This is a genomic window from Pseudomonas sp. NPDC087639, from assembly GCF_044743385.1.
In the GTDB taxonomy this organism is placed as follows: Bacteria; Pseudomonadota; Gammaproteobacteria; order Pseudomonadales; family Pseudomonadaceae; genus Aquipseudomonas.
The window spans coordinates 1,139-20,328 of sequence record NZ_JBIUWI010000040.1 but is presented as its reverse complement, the minus strand read 5'-3'; the positions used below and the strand labels follow the sequence as shown (position 1 = coordinate 20,328).

The 19,190-nt window shown below is 55.5% G+C and carries 15 protein-coding genes; 13 read left to right on the top strand and 2 right to left on the bottom strand.

Going from position 1 to position 19,190, the window contains the following annotated elements; all coding sequences use genetic code 11:
- Both folE and ACIOVB_RS17280 read left to right on the top strand, forming a co-directional pair.
- Window positions 1-440: GTP cyclohydrolase I FolE (gene folE, locus ACIOVB_RS17285; protein ID WP_401269718.1), on the top strand; the 440-nt coding region annotated here is incomplete at its 5' end.
- A gap of 102 nt (window positions 441-542) precedes the next feature.
- The gene (locus tag ACIOVB_RS17280; RefSeq protein ID WP_401269716.1) at window positions 543-914 is read left to right on the top strand and encodes a glutathione S-transferase N-terminal domain-containing protein; all 372 of its coding nucleotides are present in this window, start codon (window positions 543-545) and stop codon (window positions 912-914) included.
- 95 nt (window positions 915-1,009) lie between these two features.
- Here the strand turns inward: ACIOVB_RS17280 and ACIOVB_RS17275 are convergent, their stop codons facing one another.
- Window positions 1,010-2,176: a PLP-dependent aminotransferase family protein gene (locus tag ACIOVB_RS17275; protein ID WP_401269714.1), complete on the bottom strand. Its 1,167-nt coding sequence runs from the start codon at window positions 2,174-2,176 to the stop codon at window positions 1,010-1,012.
- 82 nt (window positions 2,177-2,258) lie between these two features.
- On the opposite strand from ACIOVB_RS17275, the gene ACIOVB_RS17270 reads away from it, so the two are divergent.
- From ACIOVB_RS17270 to ACIOVB_RS17235, 8 genes are all read left to right on the top strand, one after another.
- Complete coding sequence (locus ACIOVB_RS17270) at window positions 2,259-2,705, top strand: MarR family winged helix-turn-helix transcriptional regulator (protein ID WP_187680076.1); 447 nt, start codon at window positions 2,259-2,261, stop codon at window positions 2,703-2,705.
- 200 nt (window positions 2,706-2,905) lie between these two features.
- A complete protein-coding gene (locus ACIOVB_RS17265; protein WP_401269712.1) occupies window positions 2,906-4,255 on the top strand; it encodes an NCS2 family permease in 1,350 nt (449 codons plus the stop codon).
- 91 nt (window positions 4,256-4,346) lie between these two features.
- Window positions 4,347-4,976 carry a LysE family translocator gene (locus ACIOVB_RS17260; protein WP_401269711.1) on the top strand — a complete coding sequence of 210 codons (630 nt, stop codon included), beginning with the start codon at window positions 4,347-4,349 and terminating at the stop codon, window positions 4,974-4,976.
- 522 nt (window positions 4,977-5,498) lie between these two features.
- Window positions 5,499-6,995, top strand: a complete 1,497-nt coding sequence (locus ACIOVB_RS17255; RefSeq protein ID WP_401269709.1) for a hypothetical protein — start codon at window positions 5,499-5,501, stop codon at window positions 6,993-6,995.
- Window positions 6,996-7,591: 596 nt separating this feature from the next.
- On the top strand, window positions 7,592-8,941 hold the full coding sequence (locus tag ACIOVB_RS17250; RefSeq protein WP_401269706.1) for a hypothetical protein: 1,350 nt from the start codon (window positions 7,592-7,594) through the stop codon (window positions 8,939-8,941).
- 44 nt (window positions 8,942-8,985) lie between these two features.
- Window positions 8,986-10,905 (top strand): hypothetical protein, encoded by a 1,920-nt coding sequence (locus tag ACIOVB_RS17245; protein WP_401269704.1) that lies wholly within the window; start codon window positions 8,986-8,988, stop codon window positions 10,903-10,905.
- Window positions 10,906-11,189: 284 nt separating this feature from the next.
- A complete protein-coding gene (locus ACIOVB_RS17240; protein WP_401269702.1) occupies window positions 11,190-12,971 on the top strand; it encodes a hypothetical protein in 1,782 nt (593 codons plus the stop codon).
- 150 nt (window positions 12,972-13,121) lie between these two features.
- Window positions 13,122-16,673, top strand: coding sequence for a calcium-binding protein (locus ACIOVB_RS17235; RefSeq protein WP_401269700.1), 3,552 nt, complete (start codon window positions 13,122-13,124; stop codon window positions 16,671-16,673).
- Window positions 16,674-16,784: 111 nt separating this feature from the next.
- On the opposite strand, the gene uraH is transcribed toward ACIOVB_RS17235, so the two are convergent.
- Complete coding sequence (uraH, locus tag ACIOVB_RS17230; protein WP_401269699.1) at window positions 16,785-17,138, bottom strand: hydroxyisourate hydrolase; 354 nt, start codon at window positions 17,136-17,138, stop codon at window positions 16,785-16,787.
- A gap of 432 nt (window positions 17,139-17,570) precedes the next feature.
- Between uraH and puuE the strand changes: the two genes are divergently transcribed.
- From puuE to ACIOVB_RS17215, 3 genes are all read left to right on the top strand, one after another.
- On the top strand, window positions 17,571-18,497 hold the full coding sequence (gene puuE / locus ACIOVB_RS17225) for an allantoinase PuuE (RefSeq protein ID WP_401269696.1): 927 nt from the start codon (window positions 17,571-17,573) through the stop codon (window positions 18,495-18,497).
- Window positions 18,494-19,009, top strand: a complete 516-nt coding sequence (gene uraD / locus ACIOVB_RS17220; RefSeq protein ID WP_401269694.1) for a 2-oxo-4-hydroxy-4-carboxy-5-ureidoimidazoline decarboxylase — start codon at window positions 18,494-18,496, stop codon at window positions 19,007-19,009. Before puuE ends, uraD begins: the two co-directional genes overlap by 4 nt.
- Before the next feature lie 88 nt (window positions 19,010-19,097).
- The coding region (locus tag ACIOVB_RS17215) for a hypothetical protein (protein WP_401269767.1) at window positions 19,098-19,190 on the top strand (93 nt) is incomplete at its 3' end.

Sequence of the window (19,190 nt, the reverse complement as noted above, 5' to 3'; positions counted from 1 at the left end):
ACCTCTGCCGCGGTTATGAACAGACGCTCGAAGAGGTCACCAACGGTGCCCTGTTCAGCTCCGACAACAGCGAAATGGTGCTGGTCAAGGACATCGAGTTGTACTCGCTGTGCGAACACCACCTGCTGCCGTTTATCGGCAAGGCGCATGTCGCTTACATCCCGAGCGGCAAAGTGCTGGGCCTGTCGAAGGTCGCGCGCATTGTCGATATGTACGCGCGCCGCCTGCAGATTCAGGAAAACCTGAGTCGTCAGATCGCCGACGCGGTGCAGCAAGTCACCGGCGCGCTGGGCGTGGCCGTAGTGATCGAGGCCAAGCACATGTGCATGATGATGCGCGGTGTCGAGAAGCAGAATTCGTCGATGATCACTTCGGTGATGCTCGGTGAGTTCCGGGAAAACGCAGCGACCCGCAGCGAATTTCTCAGCCTGATCAAGTAACTCGTCACACAAAAAAACCGGCGTTGATCGCCGGTTTTTTTTCGCCCGTGAAAAATCGGGTAAGCTGCGCGCCTTCTTCAATGTCCCTGTGAGGCTAGTAACGTGTTCGTCAAAGCGCTTCGTGTCGGTCTCGGCCAACTGATCATCTTCATCGATTTCCTCACCCGTCCGGGCAAGAAAAAACGCCCCGCCGCTGCCCAGGCTCAGGTGGACGCCTCTGCGAAGGACCTGACCCTGTATCAGTTCCACGCCTGCCCGTTCTGTGTGAAAACCCGCCGGACCTTGCGTCGTTTGAATGTGCCGGTGGCGCTGAAGGATGCGAAGAACAATGAGCAGGATCGTCAGACGCTGCTGGAACAGGGCGGCCGGATCAAGGTGCCTTGCCTGCGCATTGAAGAGAATGGGCAGACGACTTGGCTGTATGAATCCAAGGTGATCATTGATTATCTGGATAAGCGTTTCGCTGCGGTCTGATGCATTTGTTGTGGGCCTGCTAACGATGAGGCCCGCCCGGTCAGCGCAAAACCCAGACAACAATAAACCGGCCCTTGAGCCGGTTTATTGGTTTTTCAGGCAGCTTTCTCGATTTGCGCCTTGCGCACCACCGCCGCCAGTCGCTTGAGCCCTTCATCCAGCCGCGCCGGGTCGATGTGGCTGAAATTCAAACGCAAATGCCCGAGGTTTCTATCGGGGTCGGGAAAGAACGGCTCGCCCGGCATGAACGCCACATCATTGGCCAGCGCCTCGTTAAGCAACGTTCGCGTGTCCAGCGGCTGCTTCAACGTCAGCCAGAAAAACAGCCCACCCTGCGGCACATTCCAATCAGCCAAATCAGCGAAATGCGTTTCCAGCGCCGATTGAAAACCATCGCGCCGCTGACGATAGAAACCGCGCAATTCGCTCAAATGCTGCTGATATTTTTCGCTGCCGATCCACTGCAATGCCTGCCACTGGCCAATGCGATTGGTGTGCAGATCCGCCGATTGCTTGAGCTTAAGCAGGTGCGGGAACAGATCCGGGCTGGCGATCAGATAACCGACACGCAAACCAGGCAGCAAGGTTTTCGACACGGTACCGGTGTAGATCCAGCTGGACTTCTTCAAACGTCCGGCAATCGGTTTGGCGCTACCGCCGTCGAAAGTCAGTTCGCGATACGGCTCGTCTTCAATCAGTGTGACGCCGAATTCGTCGAGCAATGCAGCGACGGCGGCACGTTTGGATTCGCTGTAGCGCACGGCGGAAGGGTTCTGGAACGTTGGGATCAGATAGATGAACGCCGGACGATGCTGTTCCAGGCGACTGCGCAGTTGTGCCAGGTTCGGGCCATCGGACTCTTGCGGCACGGTGAGGCAGTCGGCGCCGAACAGCTGGAAGATCTGCAACGCCGCGAGATAGGTTGGCGCTTCCAGCAGGATTTCGGTGCCCTGGTCGATGTACAACTTGGCCGCCAGATCGAGTGTCTGCTGGGAGCCGCTGACCACTAGAACCTGACTCGCTTCGCAGGCCAATCCCAACGCCCTCGCCTCCGCGGCCAGCGCTTCGCGCAATGCCGGTTCACCCTCGCTCATGCCGTACTGCCCGAGGGACAGCGGCATGTCGGCCCATTCGACTTTCGGCAGCATGGCCTCGGCGGGCAAGCCGCCAGCGAACGACATCACTTCCGGACGCTGGGCCGCGGCGAGGATTTCACGGATCAAAGAACTTTTAAGGCGCGAGACACGTTCGGAAAAAGCCATGGAAGTCACCGGTAGCGAGGCATGTGAAAAATGAGTCAAACTTGTTGACTGAAATTACGCCAGTCTGAGCGAGTACGTCAACATGCTTGACCTTAAAAACCCCAACAGTCAGCAACAGGCCATGGAAGCGTTTTTCTTCGGCTATCAGGCCTTCACCGCCAAGGCTGACGAGATGCTCGAACGCCGCGGCCTGTCGCGGGTGCATCAGCGGATTGTGTTTTTCATCGCCCGTTATCCGAACTTGAGCGTGAAGGAATTGCTTGCGTTACTCGGTGTGAGCAAGCAGGCGTTGAACATGCCGTTGCGGCAGTTGCAGGAGATGCATCTGGTTGAGAGCGTGGCGTCGCAGGCAGATAAGCGTAAGCGGTTGCTGGAGTTGACGCCGGAAGGGGCGAAGTTTGAACAGGCCTTGCGGCGTGAGCAGGTGAAGTTGCTGGAGCGGGTGTTTGCCGAGGCCGGGGAAGCGGCGGTGAATGGGTGGCTGGCGGTGAACCTGGCGCTGGGGAACACTCAGGCTGCTGTCGAATGACCGATATATCCCTATCGACGGACCTTCCGTAAACAAAATCAAAAACAATATTTGCTTTATTTGTACACAAAAGCATAATCCACAGCGTGCGAGTTCCTGACCGCATGGTCAACAAATTCGCGTATGCCTCAAAGGGCCGCTGCCACCCCTCATGGGTCCGGCCCTGGAAATAAAAATAAAACTCTTGAGGAGTACTCGCTGTGGAAAGCCGCAAATCCGAAGCATCGACGCTGGATCTCTCGCCGCCGTTACGCACTGGCTTGCTTGAGCGCCTGTTTAAACTCAGCTTGCATGGCACCACGGTGAAGACCGAGCTGATTGCCGGTCTGACAACCTTCATCACCATGGCCTACATCATCTTCGTCAACCCGAACATCATGGCCGATGCCGGGATCGATCACGGTGCAGCCTTCGTCGCCACCTGTATCGCCGCTGCGCTGGGCTGTCTGTTGATGGGCCTGTACGCCAACTGGCCGGTGGGTCTGGCGCCGGGCATGGGCCTGAACGCGTTCTTCACTTACACCGTGGTCGGTACCATGGGCTACAACTGGGAAACCGCCCTCGGTGCGGTGTTCGTGTCCGGTGTGCTGTTCATGATCCTGACCTTTTCGCGGATTCGCGAATGGCTGCTCAACAGCATTCCCGTCAGCCTGCGTTATGCGATGGGTGCGGGTGTCGGCCTGTTCCTCGGTCTGATCGGCCTGAAAACCGCCGGCATCGTCGTCGACAGCCCAGCTACTTTGATCAAACTCGGTTCTCTGCGTGAACCCGGCCCGCTCCTCGCCGCCATCTGCTTCCTGATGATCGCGATCCTCAGCTACCACCGCGTATTCGGCGCGATCCTCATCAGCATCATCACCGTGACCCTGGCCGGTTGGGGTCTGGGCCTAGTGCACTACGAGGGCATCATGTCCGCCCCGCCGAGCCTGGCACCGACCTGGATGGCCATGAACGTCGCGGGTGTGTTCAACATCAGCATGATCAGTGTGGTGCTGGCCTTCCTCTTTGTGCACATGTTTGACACTGCCGGCACTCTGATGGGTGTTGCCCAGCGCGCCAACCTGGTCGGCGCTGACGGGCGTATAGAAAACCTCTCCCGCGCGATGAAAGCCGACAGCGCTTCGAGCGTATTCGGCGCGGTGGTTGGTGTTCCTCCAGTAACAAGTTATGTAGAAAGTGCTGCCGGCGTGGCCGCTGGTGGTCGGACTGGTCTTACCGCAGTCACCGTAGGTGTGCTATTTATAGCGGCGATGTTTTTCGCACCACTGGCCGGCATGATTCCCGCTTACGCCACCGCCGGTGCGCTGATCTACGTTGCGATGCTGATGATGGGCGGCATGGCCCATATCGAATGGGACGAAGCGACCGACAGCATTCCGGCGATCGTCACCGCGATCATGATGCCGCTGACCTTCTCGGTCGCCGACGGCATCGCGCTGGGCTTTATCACCTACGTGGCGCTGAAGGCCGGTACCGGCAAGTACAAGGAAATTTCCGTCAGTTTGTGGGTGCTCTGCGCGATCTTCATCGCCAAGTTCATCTTCTTGTAAGCGTCACGCGGTTCCAGCTTCAAATCAGCCTCACCCTCGCGGGTGGGGCTTTTGCACATTCGTGATACCAACAAAAATAGGGAGGAAAGTGATGAGTCTGGAAACCTGGTTGCTGTTCAGCGGCGCCGCATTGGTGGTGATCCTGATTCCCGGGCCACTGTCGTTGTTGATGATCAGCAACAGTCTGAATTACGGTTTGCGCCGTTCGTACCCGGCGTTTCTCGGCGGCGTAATTGCCTCGATCTGCTTGCTCAGTGCGTCGGCGCTGGGTCTGGGTGCCCTGCTGCTGGCTTCGGAAAAACTGTTCAGCGCCCTGAAGATCGTCGGCGCGCTGTACCTGTTCTACCTTGCCTGGCAGAGCTGGCAGCAATCGCGTCAGCCATCCACTGGCGCTGAAGTACCGCAGGCGGCTCCGGTACCACGCTTTCGTGCGCTGTTCGGCCGTGCATTTGTGCTGGGCGCAAGCAATCCGAAAGATATCCTGTTCTTCGCCGCTTTCCTGCCGCAGTTCCTCAGCGCCGAACAGCCGTTCCTGCCGCAGTTACTGATCATGATAGCGACCTGGACGGTATTGGATCTGCTGTGCAAGCTGGCTTACGGGCTTGGCGCCCATGGCGCAGCGCGCTATCTGCGCAGCGGCAAAGGCCAGAGCTGGTTCAATCGGATCAGTGCCGGGTTGTTTGGTGGTGCAGGCGCCATGTCTTTACTTGGCAGCCGTTGATCTGATTGAACAAAAGTGGATCATTGCCACCGGCCATCTCGCGCTGACAACTGCCGAGGCACGGGGACATGTTGAAAACCGCATCAGCTCCGAATGCAGTTTTTATCCTTGGAAAACGCTAACACTCCTCAAACCCTCATCGATCCACCGGTGAGGGTTTTCAAATCCCGCCCTCTCGGTATCAGCGTAACGCCTTGCATTACTTGGCCGCAAAGCCAGATATATATACCGCACACCAGCCCCCCCGTTTGCACAACATAAGCCCTCTTGAAACCCGCCGCGCGAAACGCGCTTCACCGGAGCAATTCAATGGCTAAACCACCCAAGAAAATACCCACTACAACGTCAGCCGATCCCTCGGTAACCACAACAAGAGCAACGGCCGACGCCTCTGGCACCGCTCGCGGTGACACGGGGCATTCCGTCCCAGACATCGGGAGCAGTGATCCGACACCCGGGTCCTCTACCTCAGCAGTTCTGTCAGAGACACTTGGCCAGCGCCCAAGCGTTATCGTGAGCCGCATGCAGGAACCCCAACAACTTTCGCCTGCACGTCAATCGCGCACGGCGGACGGCGCACAAGACTCGGCAACACATCAGGCGATCAATATCGATGTGTCCGGCAGCACTGATCCGCGCCCACCTGAATTCATTTTCGCGGAGATGGCTGCCCTGCTGACAAGTGCTGAAAACTCACCTGAAGGCATCCGCTACGGCAAACACGGTACGCCCTATGTTGATATGGAGGGCGGAACCGTGATGATCAGCAAGGCCACGGACGGCAGTGTTCGACACACGCATCCCGGTGAGTCCAGCCCCACGGGAGCCTTGCTCGAACAGATCCCCGGAGCCCGACTCTGGCGCTTAAAAGAGCCGACCAACACGCGCGTAAAACGTCCACAGCCCGACGTTGATTCTTCACCTGTCGAAACCACTGAGGCGATTGCCGGCCCAAGCAAACGGCCGCGCCAGGAGTCGGCCAGCAGTGACACCGCGAGCACCGACGCGCTCATGGAAACACTGTTTTCCCGGCAGCCCGTCGCACTGGATCTATCCTCTGGCCAGTGGAGAAACTGGGCAAAAGCGACCCGCCCCGAAAATGGCGATGCGGTAGAAATAGACGGCGCCCACTACCAGATCGTATCCCGGGGCGGTCAACCCGACACCGGTCTTGTCTATTTGCAACATCCGGGATTTGCACCTGAGAGCTATGACGCGTTTGAAAACATGCTGCGCAATGAGCCTTCACGCCAACCGAAGTGGGCGCTCAAGCGCAACGGCCAATGGAGCGTCCTGGAAAGCCATCCCCCTTTTGAAATGCCAATGACGCAATACGTTGCCGGTGCCTTCAAATACTTATCGAATCATTGCTCAAACACCATCGCACGCGCCGTGTTTGATCACAGCACGCAGTCCGGAGCGGTAACCAATCATGCACTGTCGATGATGGTTCTGACATTTCGACACTGGGTTGATCGCGTCAATAACGATGCGCCGCCAGCGCGAAGCCTGCTGGACCCGTTGATGCTTCTGCCCAAGTTGCCGACACAGCCCGACAGACTGTTTTCCGGCGGCATCCTGACACTCCCCTCATCCTCCGCCGAAGCATTTTTACGTATCGACTTTGATCCGCAAACGTTCTCCACAAAATGGAACGCATACGTTTCGGCCGCTACGCCTGCCAACTTGCGCTCGTTGTTTATTACCGTTCTGCAAGACAACGGGTACAGCGTCAACCCGAAAACACGCGCCCTGCAAGAGGGAGCATTGATCTTTCACCGCGAAGGCATACCTGCGGTATTCGTGTTGAAACTGCCGCGTATTACCGGGAATTCGATTCCCCGAAACTCGCTACCAGGTTCCGAAATTTCCAGCACGGTATTCCAGGCGAGACTGAGTGCCGCTGCACAGCAGGCATTGAACACTCATCTTGCGCAAAACGAGGTCGTTTATTTGATGGGAGGAACGCAATTGAAGGAGTCGGGTGAACCGACGCTCTTCATGGTTAGAGAAGGGTAATCGCGAACACAGACTCATTAACCGAAAGGAGCGCCAAGGATGGCAAAGCCGCCAAAGAAAATTCTCGTAACCCCCTCATCCGATACTTCACCGACCACCACAAGGGCCGTATCGGACCCATCTGCGGGCGACCGTCTTGTAGCGCAGATTCCCGATCCCGCGATCCCTGGCAGTGTTCGCGCGCCAGAGGTTTCAGGAGATGTTGCGCAAACCGGGACGGACCGGTCGCCAACGGTAACGGTCAGTACATTGCCGGATTCGATCGCCAGATTACTGGAGATCAATATGAGCGCGATTACCTGGCCTGCCGATAAAACCCACCTGTTGCGCACAACCGGCAGCGGCCTTTTCCAGAGCCCGGAGGGCGGCACTTATGCTCACGTGGCAGGCGAAGGCTACCTTCAAGTCATACGCCAGCCGGATGGGCGCTATCGGGTGTTCTGGCCGCAAAATCTGGGGGAGTCGGGTCCGTTCCTGAAACAGATCGAGGGGCAACCTCTCTGGCGCCCCGAGACAGCGAACCGACCGAGTCACGGGGTAGAGGCTGATCGTGCGCCGGCAGTTGAATCACCGTCTGATCCGCAGCCCCCCTACCCTTGCCGATTGCACAGGTCGCCTGGCTGACAAATGCCCAGAACACGGCGGACGGGCTTCGTTACGACAAACGGGGCGCCACCTATGTCGACATGGAGGACGGAACCACCTTCCTGGTGCGCAGGGATCCGGCCGGTCATTATCGGCAAGCCTCTGCCCGCGAGCGGTCTTCACCTGGCGCAGTTGTCGAGCCTTCTCCGGGCACAAAACGGTGGCGGGTAAAAACGCCGGAACCTTACCGGCCGCCTGGCACGTCACGAAGAACTCATGAACGGTCAGCTGTTGTCATCGACGAACCGACGCCCGGCCCAAGCAAACGCCCACACCTGACTGAAGATAGCGAGCAACGCCACACACAGCCATTGACCGTGCCGTTGCCTGATGCCACACCGCTCGCGCATGCCTGGCCCGCAGGACACTGGAGAAACTGGGGGAAAACCTTCAAGCCAGAATGGCAGGATTCCATAGAAATAGACGGTCAGCATTATGTGATCGTGCCGCAACGCGTGTCGGTCGAAACGACCTTGGTGTACCTGGAAAACCCGCTCTTTTCTCCGGGTCGATACGACGCATTCGAGCGGATGCTTAACCACAACCCGTCACTGCAGCCGAAATGGGCGGTTAGAAATGATCACACATGGACGGTGGTGGAACTCCCCGCGTTTGGCAGATCGCTGACTCAGTCTGTTGCCAAATCCTTCAAGTACTTGTCGGATCACTCCTCGAGCACCCTCGCCAGAGCAGCGTTCAATGAGGCCAACCACAGTGATGTCATCAACGGTGAAGGGTTGCGGGTGCTGTTTGACACCTTCTATCACTGGGAAAACCGCTCCCTTGCCACGGCCCCCCGCCGCGAACTCGCTGACCCGCTGATGATGCTTCCGGTCCTGCCCCTGCAACCCGGCGTGCTTAGCCAGACACTGTTGCTGCCCTCGCCCCATGCCACGGCTCTGGAGCGCATCGACTTCGATACGCAAATGTTTGATCAGCGATGGCGTGATGCCATGAATACCCCCGGTTCCAGCCTGCGCGGTGTCTTCAGCGAAATTCTGCAGCACAACGGTTATGAGGTCGATCGCACCAGTCGGTTGTTCAGCGAGGATGCCTTGTTGTTCAAGCGCAGCAATCTGGACGTTGTATTCGTGTTGCGATTCCGCCCCAGCGCCCCGGACGGCACAGTCCAGCGCCTGATGGAACCGGGCGAGGAACTGAATGCACCGGCACTTAGAGCCACGCTCGAGAAATCCGAATGGAAGCACATGCTCGAACCCGGCAAGGTCGTCTATCTCGTGGGCGGCACTCAAAAAGTCTCTGCGCAACAGACATATCTATTCATCGTCAGAGAAGGCTGAGACCGATGCGCAACCGAAAACCAACACGATCGAGAATGTCCTGAATGGCTAAACCTCCGAAAAAAAAACCAGGCACCCCTCTGCCTGATTCCCCCGCCAAGACCGATCCTGTGGCCGTGAATTCGCCCGACGTCAACCGCACGGATATCGCGGGTATCGATACGATGCGTGCGCGCGTTGATCAAACTCTCGACCTCACGCCCGAGGGGGCGTCCGACGAATTGACACATCAGCCTTCTGTAACCGTCAGTGAAATACCTTCAACCCGCCCGCTATCACTCGACGACGTATTGCGCTCGATAACCTGGCCCGCCGATCGCTCGCATTTGTTGATGCCACTGGATCCTGACGGAGGTCTGTTCATCAGCTCGGACGGCAGAATTTATGCCCATATCGAAAGCGACGGCCATTTTCTGGTGGAACGCCAAGCCGATGGCCGCTATCAGATTCCCTTCGACTTCGCCCCCGGCTCGCCAGGCCCGTTCGTGAGCAAAATAAAAGACCAACCGCTTTGGCGCCTGGAAAAACCGGATTGGCTGACACCGCAGTCAGACGTACTACCCCATGTCCCGACCGTGCCATCACCGAGGACAGTGAACGCAACCAAATACCTTGATCCGGATCTGGCGGCACGGCTTTCTCAAGCGGCGGATTCCAGCGATGGAATCCGCTATGACAAACATCGTAAAACCTATGTCGATACACCCGACGGCACTGTCATGGTGAGTAAAAATGCTGACGGCAACTATCAGCAGACCTTCGCCAGGGAGCGCCGCCCCTCCGGTGCATTGCTTGAACGGATTGCCGGAACAAAACAATGGCGCCTGAAAACACCGCACGCTTCGGGTACTCAAGATACATTGCGTCTGGACAGACGTCGGCCGGCAACTGAAACGAATCCCGCGCCGGGTCCAAGTAAACGGCTCTTTTTGGGCGACGATGCAGACAGTGCAACCGATACACAAGCACTTACCCAGAGCTTGATTTCATCCAGCGACGCTGCACTTGATCCGTCTTTCGAGCAATGGCGCACTTGGGGCAAGACGACCAGAGCGCCGCTAGAGATGCACATTGAAATAGACAATCTTCACTACCCAGTAGTGATTCAGAACATTAACGCCGACACCCGACTGGTGTATGTGAAACACCCGCAATTTTCACCTGGCTTATATGACGCCTTCGAACACATGCTCGGAACTGACCCGGCGTTACAGCCAAAATGGGCGGTTAAAGTCGATAAAAAATGGTGTGTCCTGAGCAAGCGTGTACCGTTCGAAATGCCCCTCACAAATTACATTTCGACGCATTTCAAATATCTATCGACTGAATCTACACGTTCACTTGCTCGAGCCATGTTTAATCAGGCTAACCGATCCGAAGTTATCAACGGTCATGGCCTGGCGGTATTGAACCAGACATTTAGATTCTGGGCCGACAGGAAGAACAACCCGGTTCAACGACGAGAATTGGCTGACCCGCTCACGATGTTACGCAAACTCCCGCCGCCGAATGCTGACGACCTGTCATTGAGCATGCCTTCATCGCTAGGTGAGGGATTACAACGCCTGGACTTCGATCCCGGACAATTTGCTCAGCACTGGATTGACCACGCCGTGCTACCGACAACACCTGACTTGCGGAGTTTGTTCAGCGCTGTATTGACGCAAAACGGTTACCTCATCAACGAAACGTCGCCTCACCTGGGCGAAAATACGTTGTTGTTTCATCGAGAAAAAATCAACAGCGTCTTTGTACTGACCTTCCCGAAAGTTATCGGCAAACAGATACAGCGCAAGGCTCTCCCCGCTTCACATTTGAATGAGTCTGCTTTGCAAATCCGTATGGGCGGACAACAAAAGGACTTGGCCACCTATATCGATGAACAAAAGGTCGTCTATCTGATGGGGGGCATTCAAAAACAGACTCAGCAACTTACAACACTCTTTATCGTCAGAGAGGGCTGACCTGCTTTCCATATAAAACCACAGCAAACGTCAATTACAACAGCGGTTATCAATTTACATGAAGCACTACGGCTCGTAGCGATATAACGCTGCGCCGGTTAACTGTTGCCGAGTGGAGATTGATAAACGCAAAAGACGGAAACCGCCAGAGCGTCAATTAACGACGCCCTGGATAAACAGCAGATCATCAGAGGTCAACGTCAATGACCAAACCACCCAAATCGATAACGGGAAGTCATTACAGCGATACATCCCAAACATCCAGACCTGTACAGGATCAAACTGTGGCCAACCGTGTCAACATTGAGAGTTCAAATCCGCCCATATCCGCAGGTGAGCGAGTATCCGACACTTCCACACCCACGTTGGCGGGTAACGACGACATTGCACCGCGTGTCGTTGTAACCCGTATCACGGATCCGGTCATGACGGATCTCAATACCAACCTCAGAGAGATTTCATGGCCGGCCCTGCAGAATCATCTATTGCGGCCCCACGCGTCGATCGACGGGTTTTACGTCAGCCCAAGAGGTGAGTTCTATGCACACTTGGAAGAAGGAGGCTATTACCGTGCCGAACTCAACAGCAACGGTGACTACCAGATTCCCTGGCCCGACGCCCCGGGTGTTACGCCACCGATATTGAGGAAAATCGAAGGGCAGGCTCGCTGGCGTGTCGAGGCAGACTGGTATGGGCGAACGTCAGAGCAGGGAAACAGTACGCAACCTGCAGTGGCAGGCGCGCCGTCACAAGCATCGATCCTCCTCCCCCCGCATCTGGCAGCACTGTTGACGAGTGCACACAGCACGACCGACGGCGTGCGTTATGACAAGTTCAAGAAAAGCTATGTCGATCTGGCGGAGGGAACCGTCATGGTTCGTAAAAACCCCGACGGCCATTATCAACAGACCTTTGCTGGAGAACGGACGGCGTCTGGCTCTGTGCTTGAGCAAATACCGGGAACACAGCTCTGGCGCCGCAAGACCGTGCACACGGTGCCACCGGATAATCGCCGGGCAGCTTCTGAAACCGATGAACCAACGGCAGTGCCAGGTAAACGACCGAGAATGGATGGCGAATCAGACGCTGCGGATCTGCGTAGCGGCGACTGGCGCGCCTGGGGAAACACCACCAGACCACACATCAGTGACGCTATCAAAATCGAAGGAAAATACTTTCCGATAGTCCCTCAGGCGGGACATGCCGATGACGCTCTAGTCTTTATCAAACCACCACGTTTCGCCGCTGAACGTTTCGACGCGTTCGAACAGATGCTACGTGTCATGCCGGAGTTACAACCCAGGGGCGCGGTGAAGATAAAGCAAAATCACGCAGTCGCCACAGAACCTGACTGGAGGGTCGTAGACGGTCATCCATTCAAAAAACCGTTCGCCCGCTATGTTGCCGATAAATTTCCTTATATGTCGGATCATTCGGCAAACGAAACCGCACGTCTTATGTTCAAGCGAGCCAATCATTCTGAAGAGATGAATGGTTACGGCCTCAATGATTTGTTTGATACGTTTAACTACTGGACAGACCGATCCAGGAATCTTGACGTTCAAAACGTCAACCGTCAGGAATTGATCGATCCATTGGCTCTCATGCCCCCGCTGCCAAAGGACGCGACAGGCTTCATGTATATGCCACCCTTTTCTGCTGAAGGGCTCTACCGGATTGACTTTGATTCGCAGCGTATGCCAGTGCAGTGGAAAAGAGCAATAAACGGCAGTTCACCGAGAGCCGTGTTCAAAGCGGCTCTGGAACATCAAGGTTACAATATATTTGAATCTTTTCGCCAAACACAAAGGGACGCACTGATGTTTAGACGAGCAGGCGTCGACAATATATTCCTTATGTTATTCAGTCCTTTTCATGAAGGCAGAACATACAGGGTAAATCCGACAGAGTGGGTTTATTCAAAAGCACTGAAAAACCAAATCAATCCTAATGACGCACTTACCCTGCGAAAACATGTTGAGAAGAATAAAATCTTCTACTTACTTGGAAGTTTCAATATCCTACCTTCCGGACAAGGCAGCCTTGTCATCACAAAATTTGATTAATTGATCCAACCGGCTGCTACGCAAAACGGCAGCCAATAGAAACCATTCAAAAAAAAATCAGCCGAAACAAGCGAGAGAATTATTTTCTCGCTTGCATCACCCCCTATTCTCATCGACTTATAACTTGCAACACCGAACAAGGATGTTTACATGTCAATCCCCCTGCCCATTAATACCTATGCAAAAGACGAAACCGTCGAAGTTTTTGATATTGGTAATCATGCTAATGAGCGCACTTCATCGACTATCGACTTCGCGCCTGACATCAAGAGCGACAGTGCAAACCCAGAACCCGAAAATAGCGCCCGCAAACCCGGCCAGCTCAAGATGCTCGACGATCTGTTTGGGCCGTTCAAGATCGGCCCCTACACCATTACTCGTCGAGGCCTGGATGCATTGGGTGCGACTATTGATGGCCAACCGCTGACCGGCCATAACACCCAGTTTCGTACACCCAGCCGATCGTTCGTCAACGCCCTGCAACTCAGTTATCCCGAAATCGAGAAGCGCATGAAAGTGTCCACTTTCGGCGACGATTATTTACTGCCCTCCCTGTTATATGAGATGGCCTGCCTGCGCCCGCAGACGGCCCCGCCGGTCATAAGGAATGACACCGGTGTGAACGTCGGGGAGGTCGATTACTCGCAGAAAATGTCTCGTCTTCTCAACTCGGCACAGAACCTGGATCTGCGTCTGAGCTATTCAAAAAAGCAGAGCAGCCCGAGCTGGATCATCATCAAAAACCATTCCACGGTCGGCGCCAGCGTCGGCATTCAGGCCTTTGGCATATTCATGGGCATTCGCGGTATTTACGATGCCGTCAAAAAGAATGACAAGGATGAAATCATCTTTAACAGCATCGGCATCGGGACAGAGGTCGGTTCGATTATCACCGACGTAGCCGTCACCAAAGCCGGTCAACGCATGATCGAAGCAGGCAGTGGCGCCTTGAAGGATTTCGCCAAAACCCGGGTCGGAATCAGGCTGGGGCGTTCAGGGGGACTTGTCGGCGGTGCGCTGACGTTGCCGTTCGATATCTACAGTGCTGTCAGAGAATTCAACGCCGCCAGCAATAAAACCGGCAAACAAGCCATTGATCATTACGTCAGCGCCGGTTTGAACATCGCCAGTGCCGCCATGACGGTCATTCTGGGTACCGCCGCCCTGGCCGGCTTTTCGTTCGCAGGGCCGGTCGGCCTGGCCGCTGGTGCGCTCATGGCGATCGGCTCGCAGATCTACGGCGCCGTGCGCATGGTGGATGAAATCGACGACTACATTGAACTCACCGTTGAAGAACGCTGGCGCACCGGCTGGTTCTCGTTTGTGCCGTTGATGGATATCGATCAAGACATCAAAAATCGCTACGAACTGGCCAAAGCCAAAATCGAAACCGCCAAACGACTGACAACGACGGCCAGAAAGATACTCGACGAGACTCAAAAGGACACCATCGAGGCGGTCGTGCACGGCCGCTACGAAGACCGCCTCAAGAAACGACGTGAACGCGTAAAGCACTGGTGGGGCGTAGAAACCATGCCGATCGTCTACGTCCCCGAGGTCGTAGGTCTTGACGATACGATTGACGCACGAGCCGGCGTTACAGCCCAGACACCCGGTGCTGTGCTCGGTACGCCAGGAGAAGACAAAGGCATCCTGTGGATGATCGGTGATGGCAAGGATACGGTCACGGGTGTCGAGAAAAAGCCCAATGCCTTTTATTACGCAGAGGGGACAAAGACTCTGACCGGGGGTGAAAAGGATGACAAATTCATTGTCCAAAATGCCGCGCAAGCAATCGAGAGGCCGGTTGAGAGCGCTGAGTTCTCCAGACTGAAAGGGGGCGCCGGCAGCGATACATTGATACTGGATGGCAAGCAGTCATTTCCCGCTGAGGGACGGGGATATGACATCGACCTGACGGCGGGCACCCTGCAAATCTACACACCCAATGCGGATCCGACAGTCGAGGATGGAGAAAGTTATTCTTTCAAGGCACTGCTCGAAAACATTGAAAACGTTCAGACGCTCAATGATGGAAAAAGTATTGTCACGGGCACTAAAGAAGCCAACGTGATCACATCAAGAGGCGCAGACAAAATCTACGCCGGCGCCGGTAACGACACGCTTTATCTGCTCAAGAACAATGCAACGGCCTTTGGTGAAGCCGGAACGGATTTTTATCACGTGGACCTTTCGCAGGGCTCAGTGCTCATTAGCGATGATGGTGTTGATGAAAGCTATATCTCGCTGGGCTGGCGAATGGACCACATCGAGAAGTGGAAGGTGGACAGACTTCGCCTTCTGATAACGCTGCAGTTCGATTTTCACTATGGCCGCAGAAGCATCATAGCGATTGACAATGTCTACAAAACATCCGAAGGCCACAGGGTTTTGAACAATGACAAATTGACCATCATCACCAGAGATGGCTACTACTTGAAACCCGATCTGCCGGAAAAAATGCAACACGATGACCCGTTTGAGATAAGCGCAGAAATCACCAAGGTGGGCCGTCCTGAAAAAACCACCATTGTCCATGAAACAGTGTGCAAAGTGCCCACCAACCAGAACACCCACTACTACGTCCAGCGATTCAACCCGCACACTCAATTTATAACCGGGAGTCACCCTGACTCCTATTACGGTACCCGAATCTTTCTCGACTACGACTTTTCCGAGCTGACGAGCGCTCATGCAGCCTTTGCGACTACGCCATCCATTGAAATGAATGCCGCCGCCGGTAACGACAAGGTTAATGTCTCAATCGATTTTCTGTTTTACTTCGGCAAAAACCTGTTGCAAATCGCCGGCGTTAGCCAATACGCAGACACGACACTCGACGCTGCACTGGTAAAAGCGGCGGCCAATGTTTCAACTCATGGATACATGCTGGTGTTCCGGGATGGAAAAGCCCACACCCTGATTCTTGAAGCGGACTATGCCAAACCTCCCGCGCACTATAAGCCCAACGTGGCTGGCAATACGCTGACCAGCCACGACTTACGCTTCCCGATACGGGTCAAAGACAATGCGGTTTTTGAGATCCCCCAAACCCTGGCGCTAGAGCTGGATCACATTTCTTCTTGCTCCCGGCTACTGCCTCTCGCCAAACAGACTGCCATCGATAACATTGAAGGTGCGGGAGCTACTTATCTTATCCATCTGAGCGCGAACAGGGTGCTGCGGATTTCGACGCCCGGCGGTCTGGCCACCGCAAGCAGCCAACTGAACCATTCCTCCACCTGGGAGCTCGACGCCACACAACTCGGTGAATTCAACATCGTCCTGGCGGATAACAAACTGTATATCGGAAACACCACTGTGCATTTACCTCAATACGGTGCCGACGATCTTATTGACGAGATTTTTGTCATCGGACCAAAGGGCGTGGTGCATACCGTAGACCTTTCTTTCGACAGAATTTATATCAACCGCCTGGACGCCAGATACTTTGAGTCACCCACCGACGCTACAGCCGATGTGCCCGAAGAGTTTTCTGCCATTGCGCAAAGTGTCCTCGAAGTCCGCAATGTTGCGATGACCGATGGCACCCGAGGAAAACTCAAATACAGCATGCCGGAGCGCAAATGGATCCTGGAAAGTAACAAGTCTCGAACAATAACCAATGCCGACCTGAAGATATTTGGCCGCTGCACCCACCAGACGCCGGATATGCTCACACTGTCGTTGCCTGACAACTGAGCTTTAGTCATGCGCCATCACTGAAATAAAAAAAGCCCGCAGTGTGAGCGGGCAAAAGACCAAAGAAGCTATATGCGCAGTCGCTTCCCGGTGGGGGCAGCTGCTTGGGGGTCAGCTGCCCCGGTACGTGGAATAGCTGTAAGGCGAAATCAGCAGGGGTACGTGGTAGTGATCCTGTTCGGCAGAGATGCCGAAGCGCAGCACGACCACATCCAGAAATGCCGGCTCCGGCAGTTGCACCCCACGGGCTCGGTAGTAATCGCCGGCATGGAACTGCACCTGATAAACCCCGGTACGGTAATCATCGCCTTGCAGCAGCGGCGCATCGACCCGGCCGTCACTGTTGGTCATCGCGCTGGCGACCAATTCCAGGTGCGAACCTTCAACGCGGTACAGCTCGACCTTGATCGAGCTGCCCGGGCAACCGTGTGCAGCGTCCAAAACGTGTGTTGTCAAACGTCCCATTGATTCTGCGCGCCTGGCCGCAAAGAGCAGTCAGACTTCGCGCCTCCCGAAGTCAGTTGAAAAGGAGACCGCACCCTTTCGATGCACGAAAAGCTGCGGCGAGCGATTGATTAAGACACTTTCCAAAAAAATTGTACACAATAAAAACGACATTTTTCACACCACCCCCGCCATCCGGGCGTTTACAGCGTATCTGCCAGCGCAGCGCCTGATCATTGAACCTCCTATCCATTAGCTGACTGGTCAGGCAGGTTTCTTGCAGGTTCACGCCGATAGCAGTAAAAGATGACAGTCGGTGAAAAATGCAAAAAATCAGGCTTACAAATTGAGAATAAAGTTGTATACAATCAGCCCATCGCTGTGACGCCAGCCTGCAACCTCACCGCCAGGCCGCCACGTAATATCTGTCAACGAATAAGAAGGAAGACTGCAGTGAGCGCTGACTACCCACGCGACCTGATCGGTTACGGCAGTAACCCTCCTCACCCACACTGGCCGGGCAATGCCCGCATCGCCCTGTCCTTCGTACTCAATTACGAAGAAGGCGGCGAACGCAACATTTTGCACGGCGACAAAGAATCCGAAGCCTTCCTCTCTGAAATGGTCGCTGCCCAGCCGCTGCAAGGCGCGCGCAACATGAGCATGGAATCGCTTTACGAGTATGGCAGCCGTGCCGGCGTCTGGCGGATTCTGAAACTGTTCAAGGAATTCGACATTCCGCTGACCATCTTCGCCGTGGCCATGGCCGCCCAGCGTCACCCGGATGTGATCCGTGCAATGGTCGACGCCGGTCACGAGATCTGCAGCCACGGCTACCGCTGGATCGACTACCAATACATGGACGAAGCGCAGGAACGCGAGCATATGCTCGAAGCGATCCGCATCCTCACCGAACTGACCGGCGAGCGCCCACTGGGCTGGTACACCGGCCGCACCGGCCCGAACACCCGTCGCCTGGTGATGGAAGAAGGTGGATTCCTTTACGACTGCGACACCTATGACGACGACCTGCCCTACTGGGAACCGAACAACCCGACCGGCAAGCCACATCTGGTGATCCCTTACACCCTCGACACCAACGACATGCGCTTCACTCAGGTGCAGGGTTTCAACAAGGGTGACGACTTCTTCGAATACCTCAAAGATGCGTTCGACGTGCTTTACGCCGAAGGCGCAGAAGCACCGAAGATGCTGTCGATCGGTCTGCACTGCCGACTGATCGGCCGTCCGGGTCGCCTCGCTTCGCTCAAGCGCTTTATCGAATACGCCAAAAGTCATGAACAGGTGTGGTTCAGCCGTCGCGTCGACATCGCGCGTCACTGGCACGAAACCCACCCGTACCAAGGGGCCGCCAAATGAGCCGCTTTCAAACCCTGCAACCGTCGACCCTGAGCCGCGACGCCTTCGTCAACGCCTTCGCCGACATCTACGAACATTCGCCATGGGTGGCCGAAAAGGCCTACGACCTGGGCGCAGATGCCTCGATCGACGAGATCGAAACCCTGCACCAGCGCATGAGCGACATCCTGTTGAGCGCCGATCACGCCAGCCAGTTGGCTTTGATCAACGCTCACCCGGACCTGGCCGGCAAAGCCGCCGTCCAGGGCCAGCTTACCGCGGCCAGTACTGAAGAACAGTCGGGCGCGGGGATTCACCAATGCACGGCCGAAGAGTTTTCTCGCTTCACCGAGCTGAACGACGCTTACAAAGCCAAGTTCAAGTTTCCCTTCATCATGGCGGTAAAAGGCAGCAACCGGCATCAGATCCTCGCGGCGTTCGAAACGCGCATTCACAACTCGGTCGACACCGAATTCAAATGTGCGCTGGCGGAGATCAACAAGATCGCCCTGTTCCGTTTACTGACCCTCTAGCGAAGCCTGACCCGAGTACATCAGACGCGGAGAGTACCCAGGGTCTTGCAAGCATCCCAAGCCACTTATTTAAAGGCAGACAAGAAGAATGAAAGCTTACGCCGTACCTTTCGAGAAGTTCGTCAACCTGGCCGATGCCCGTCTGGGCACCAAAATCCTCTCGGTCACCGATGACTGGTTC

Coding starts and splice junctions, on each gene's coding strand:
- uraD (WP_401269694.1), top strand. CDS start 18,494: ATGAGCCGCTTTCAAACCCTGCAACCGTCGACCCTGAGCCGCGACGCC.
- ACIOVB_RS17255 (WP_401269709.1), top strand. CDS start 5,499: ATGCAGGAACCCCAACAACTTTCGCCTGCACGTCAATCGCGCACGGCG.
- ACIOVB_RS17275 (WP_401269714.1), bottom strand. CDS start 2,176: ATGGCTTTTTCCGAACGTGTCTCGCGCCTTAAAAGTTCTTTGATCCGT.
- ACIOVB_RS17260 (WP_401269711.1), top strand. CDS start 4,347: ATGAGTCTGGAAACCTGGTTGCTGTTCAGCGGCGCCGCATTGGTGGTG.
- ACIOVB_RS17235 (WP_401269700.1), top strand. CDS start 13,122: ATGTCAATCCCCCTGCCCATTAATACCTATGCAAAAGACGAAACCGTC.
- ACIOVB_RS17270 (WP_187680076.1), top strand. CDS start 2,259: ATGCTTGACCTTAAAAACCCCAACAGTCAGCAACAGGCCATGGAAGCG.
- ACIOVB_RS17245 (WP_401269704.1), top strand. CDS start 8,986: ATGGCTAAACCTCCGAAAAAAAAACCAGGCACCCCTCTGCCTGATTCC.
- uraH (WP_401269699.1), bottom strand. CDS start 17,138: ATGGGACGTTTGACAACACACGTTTTGGACGCTGCACACGGTTGCCCG.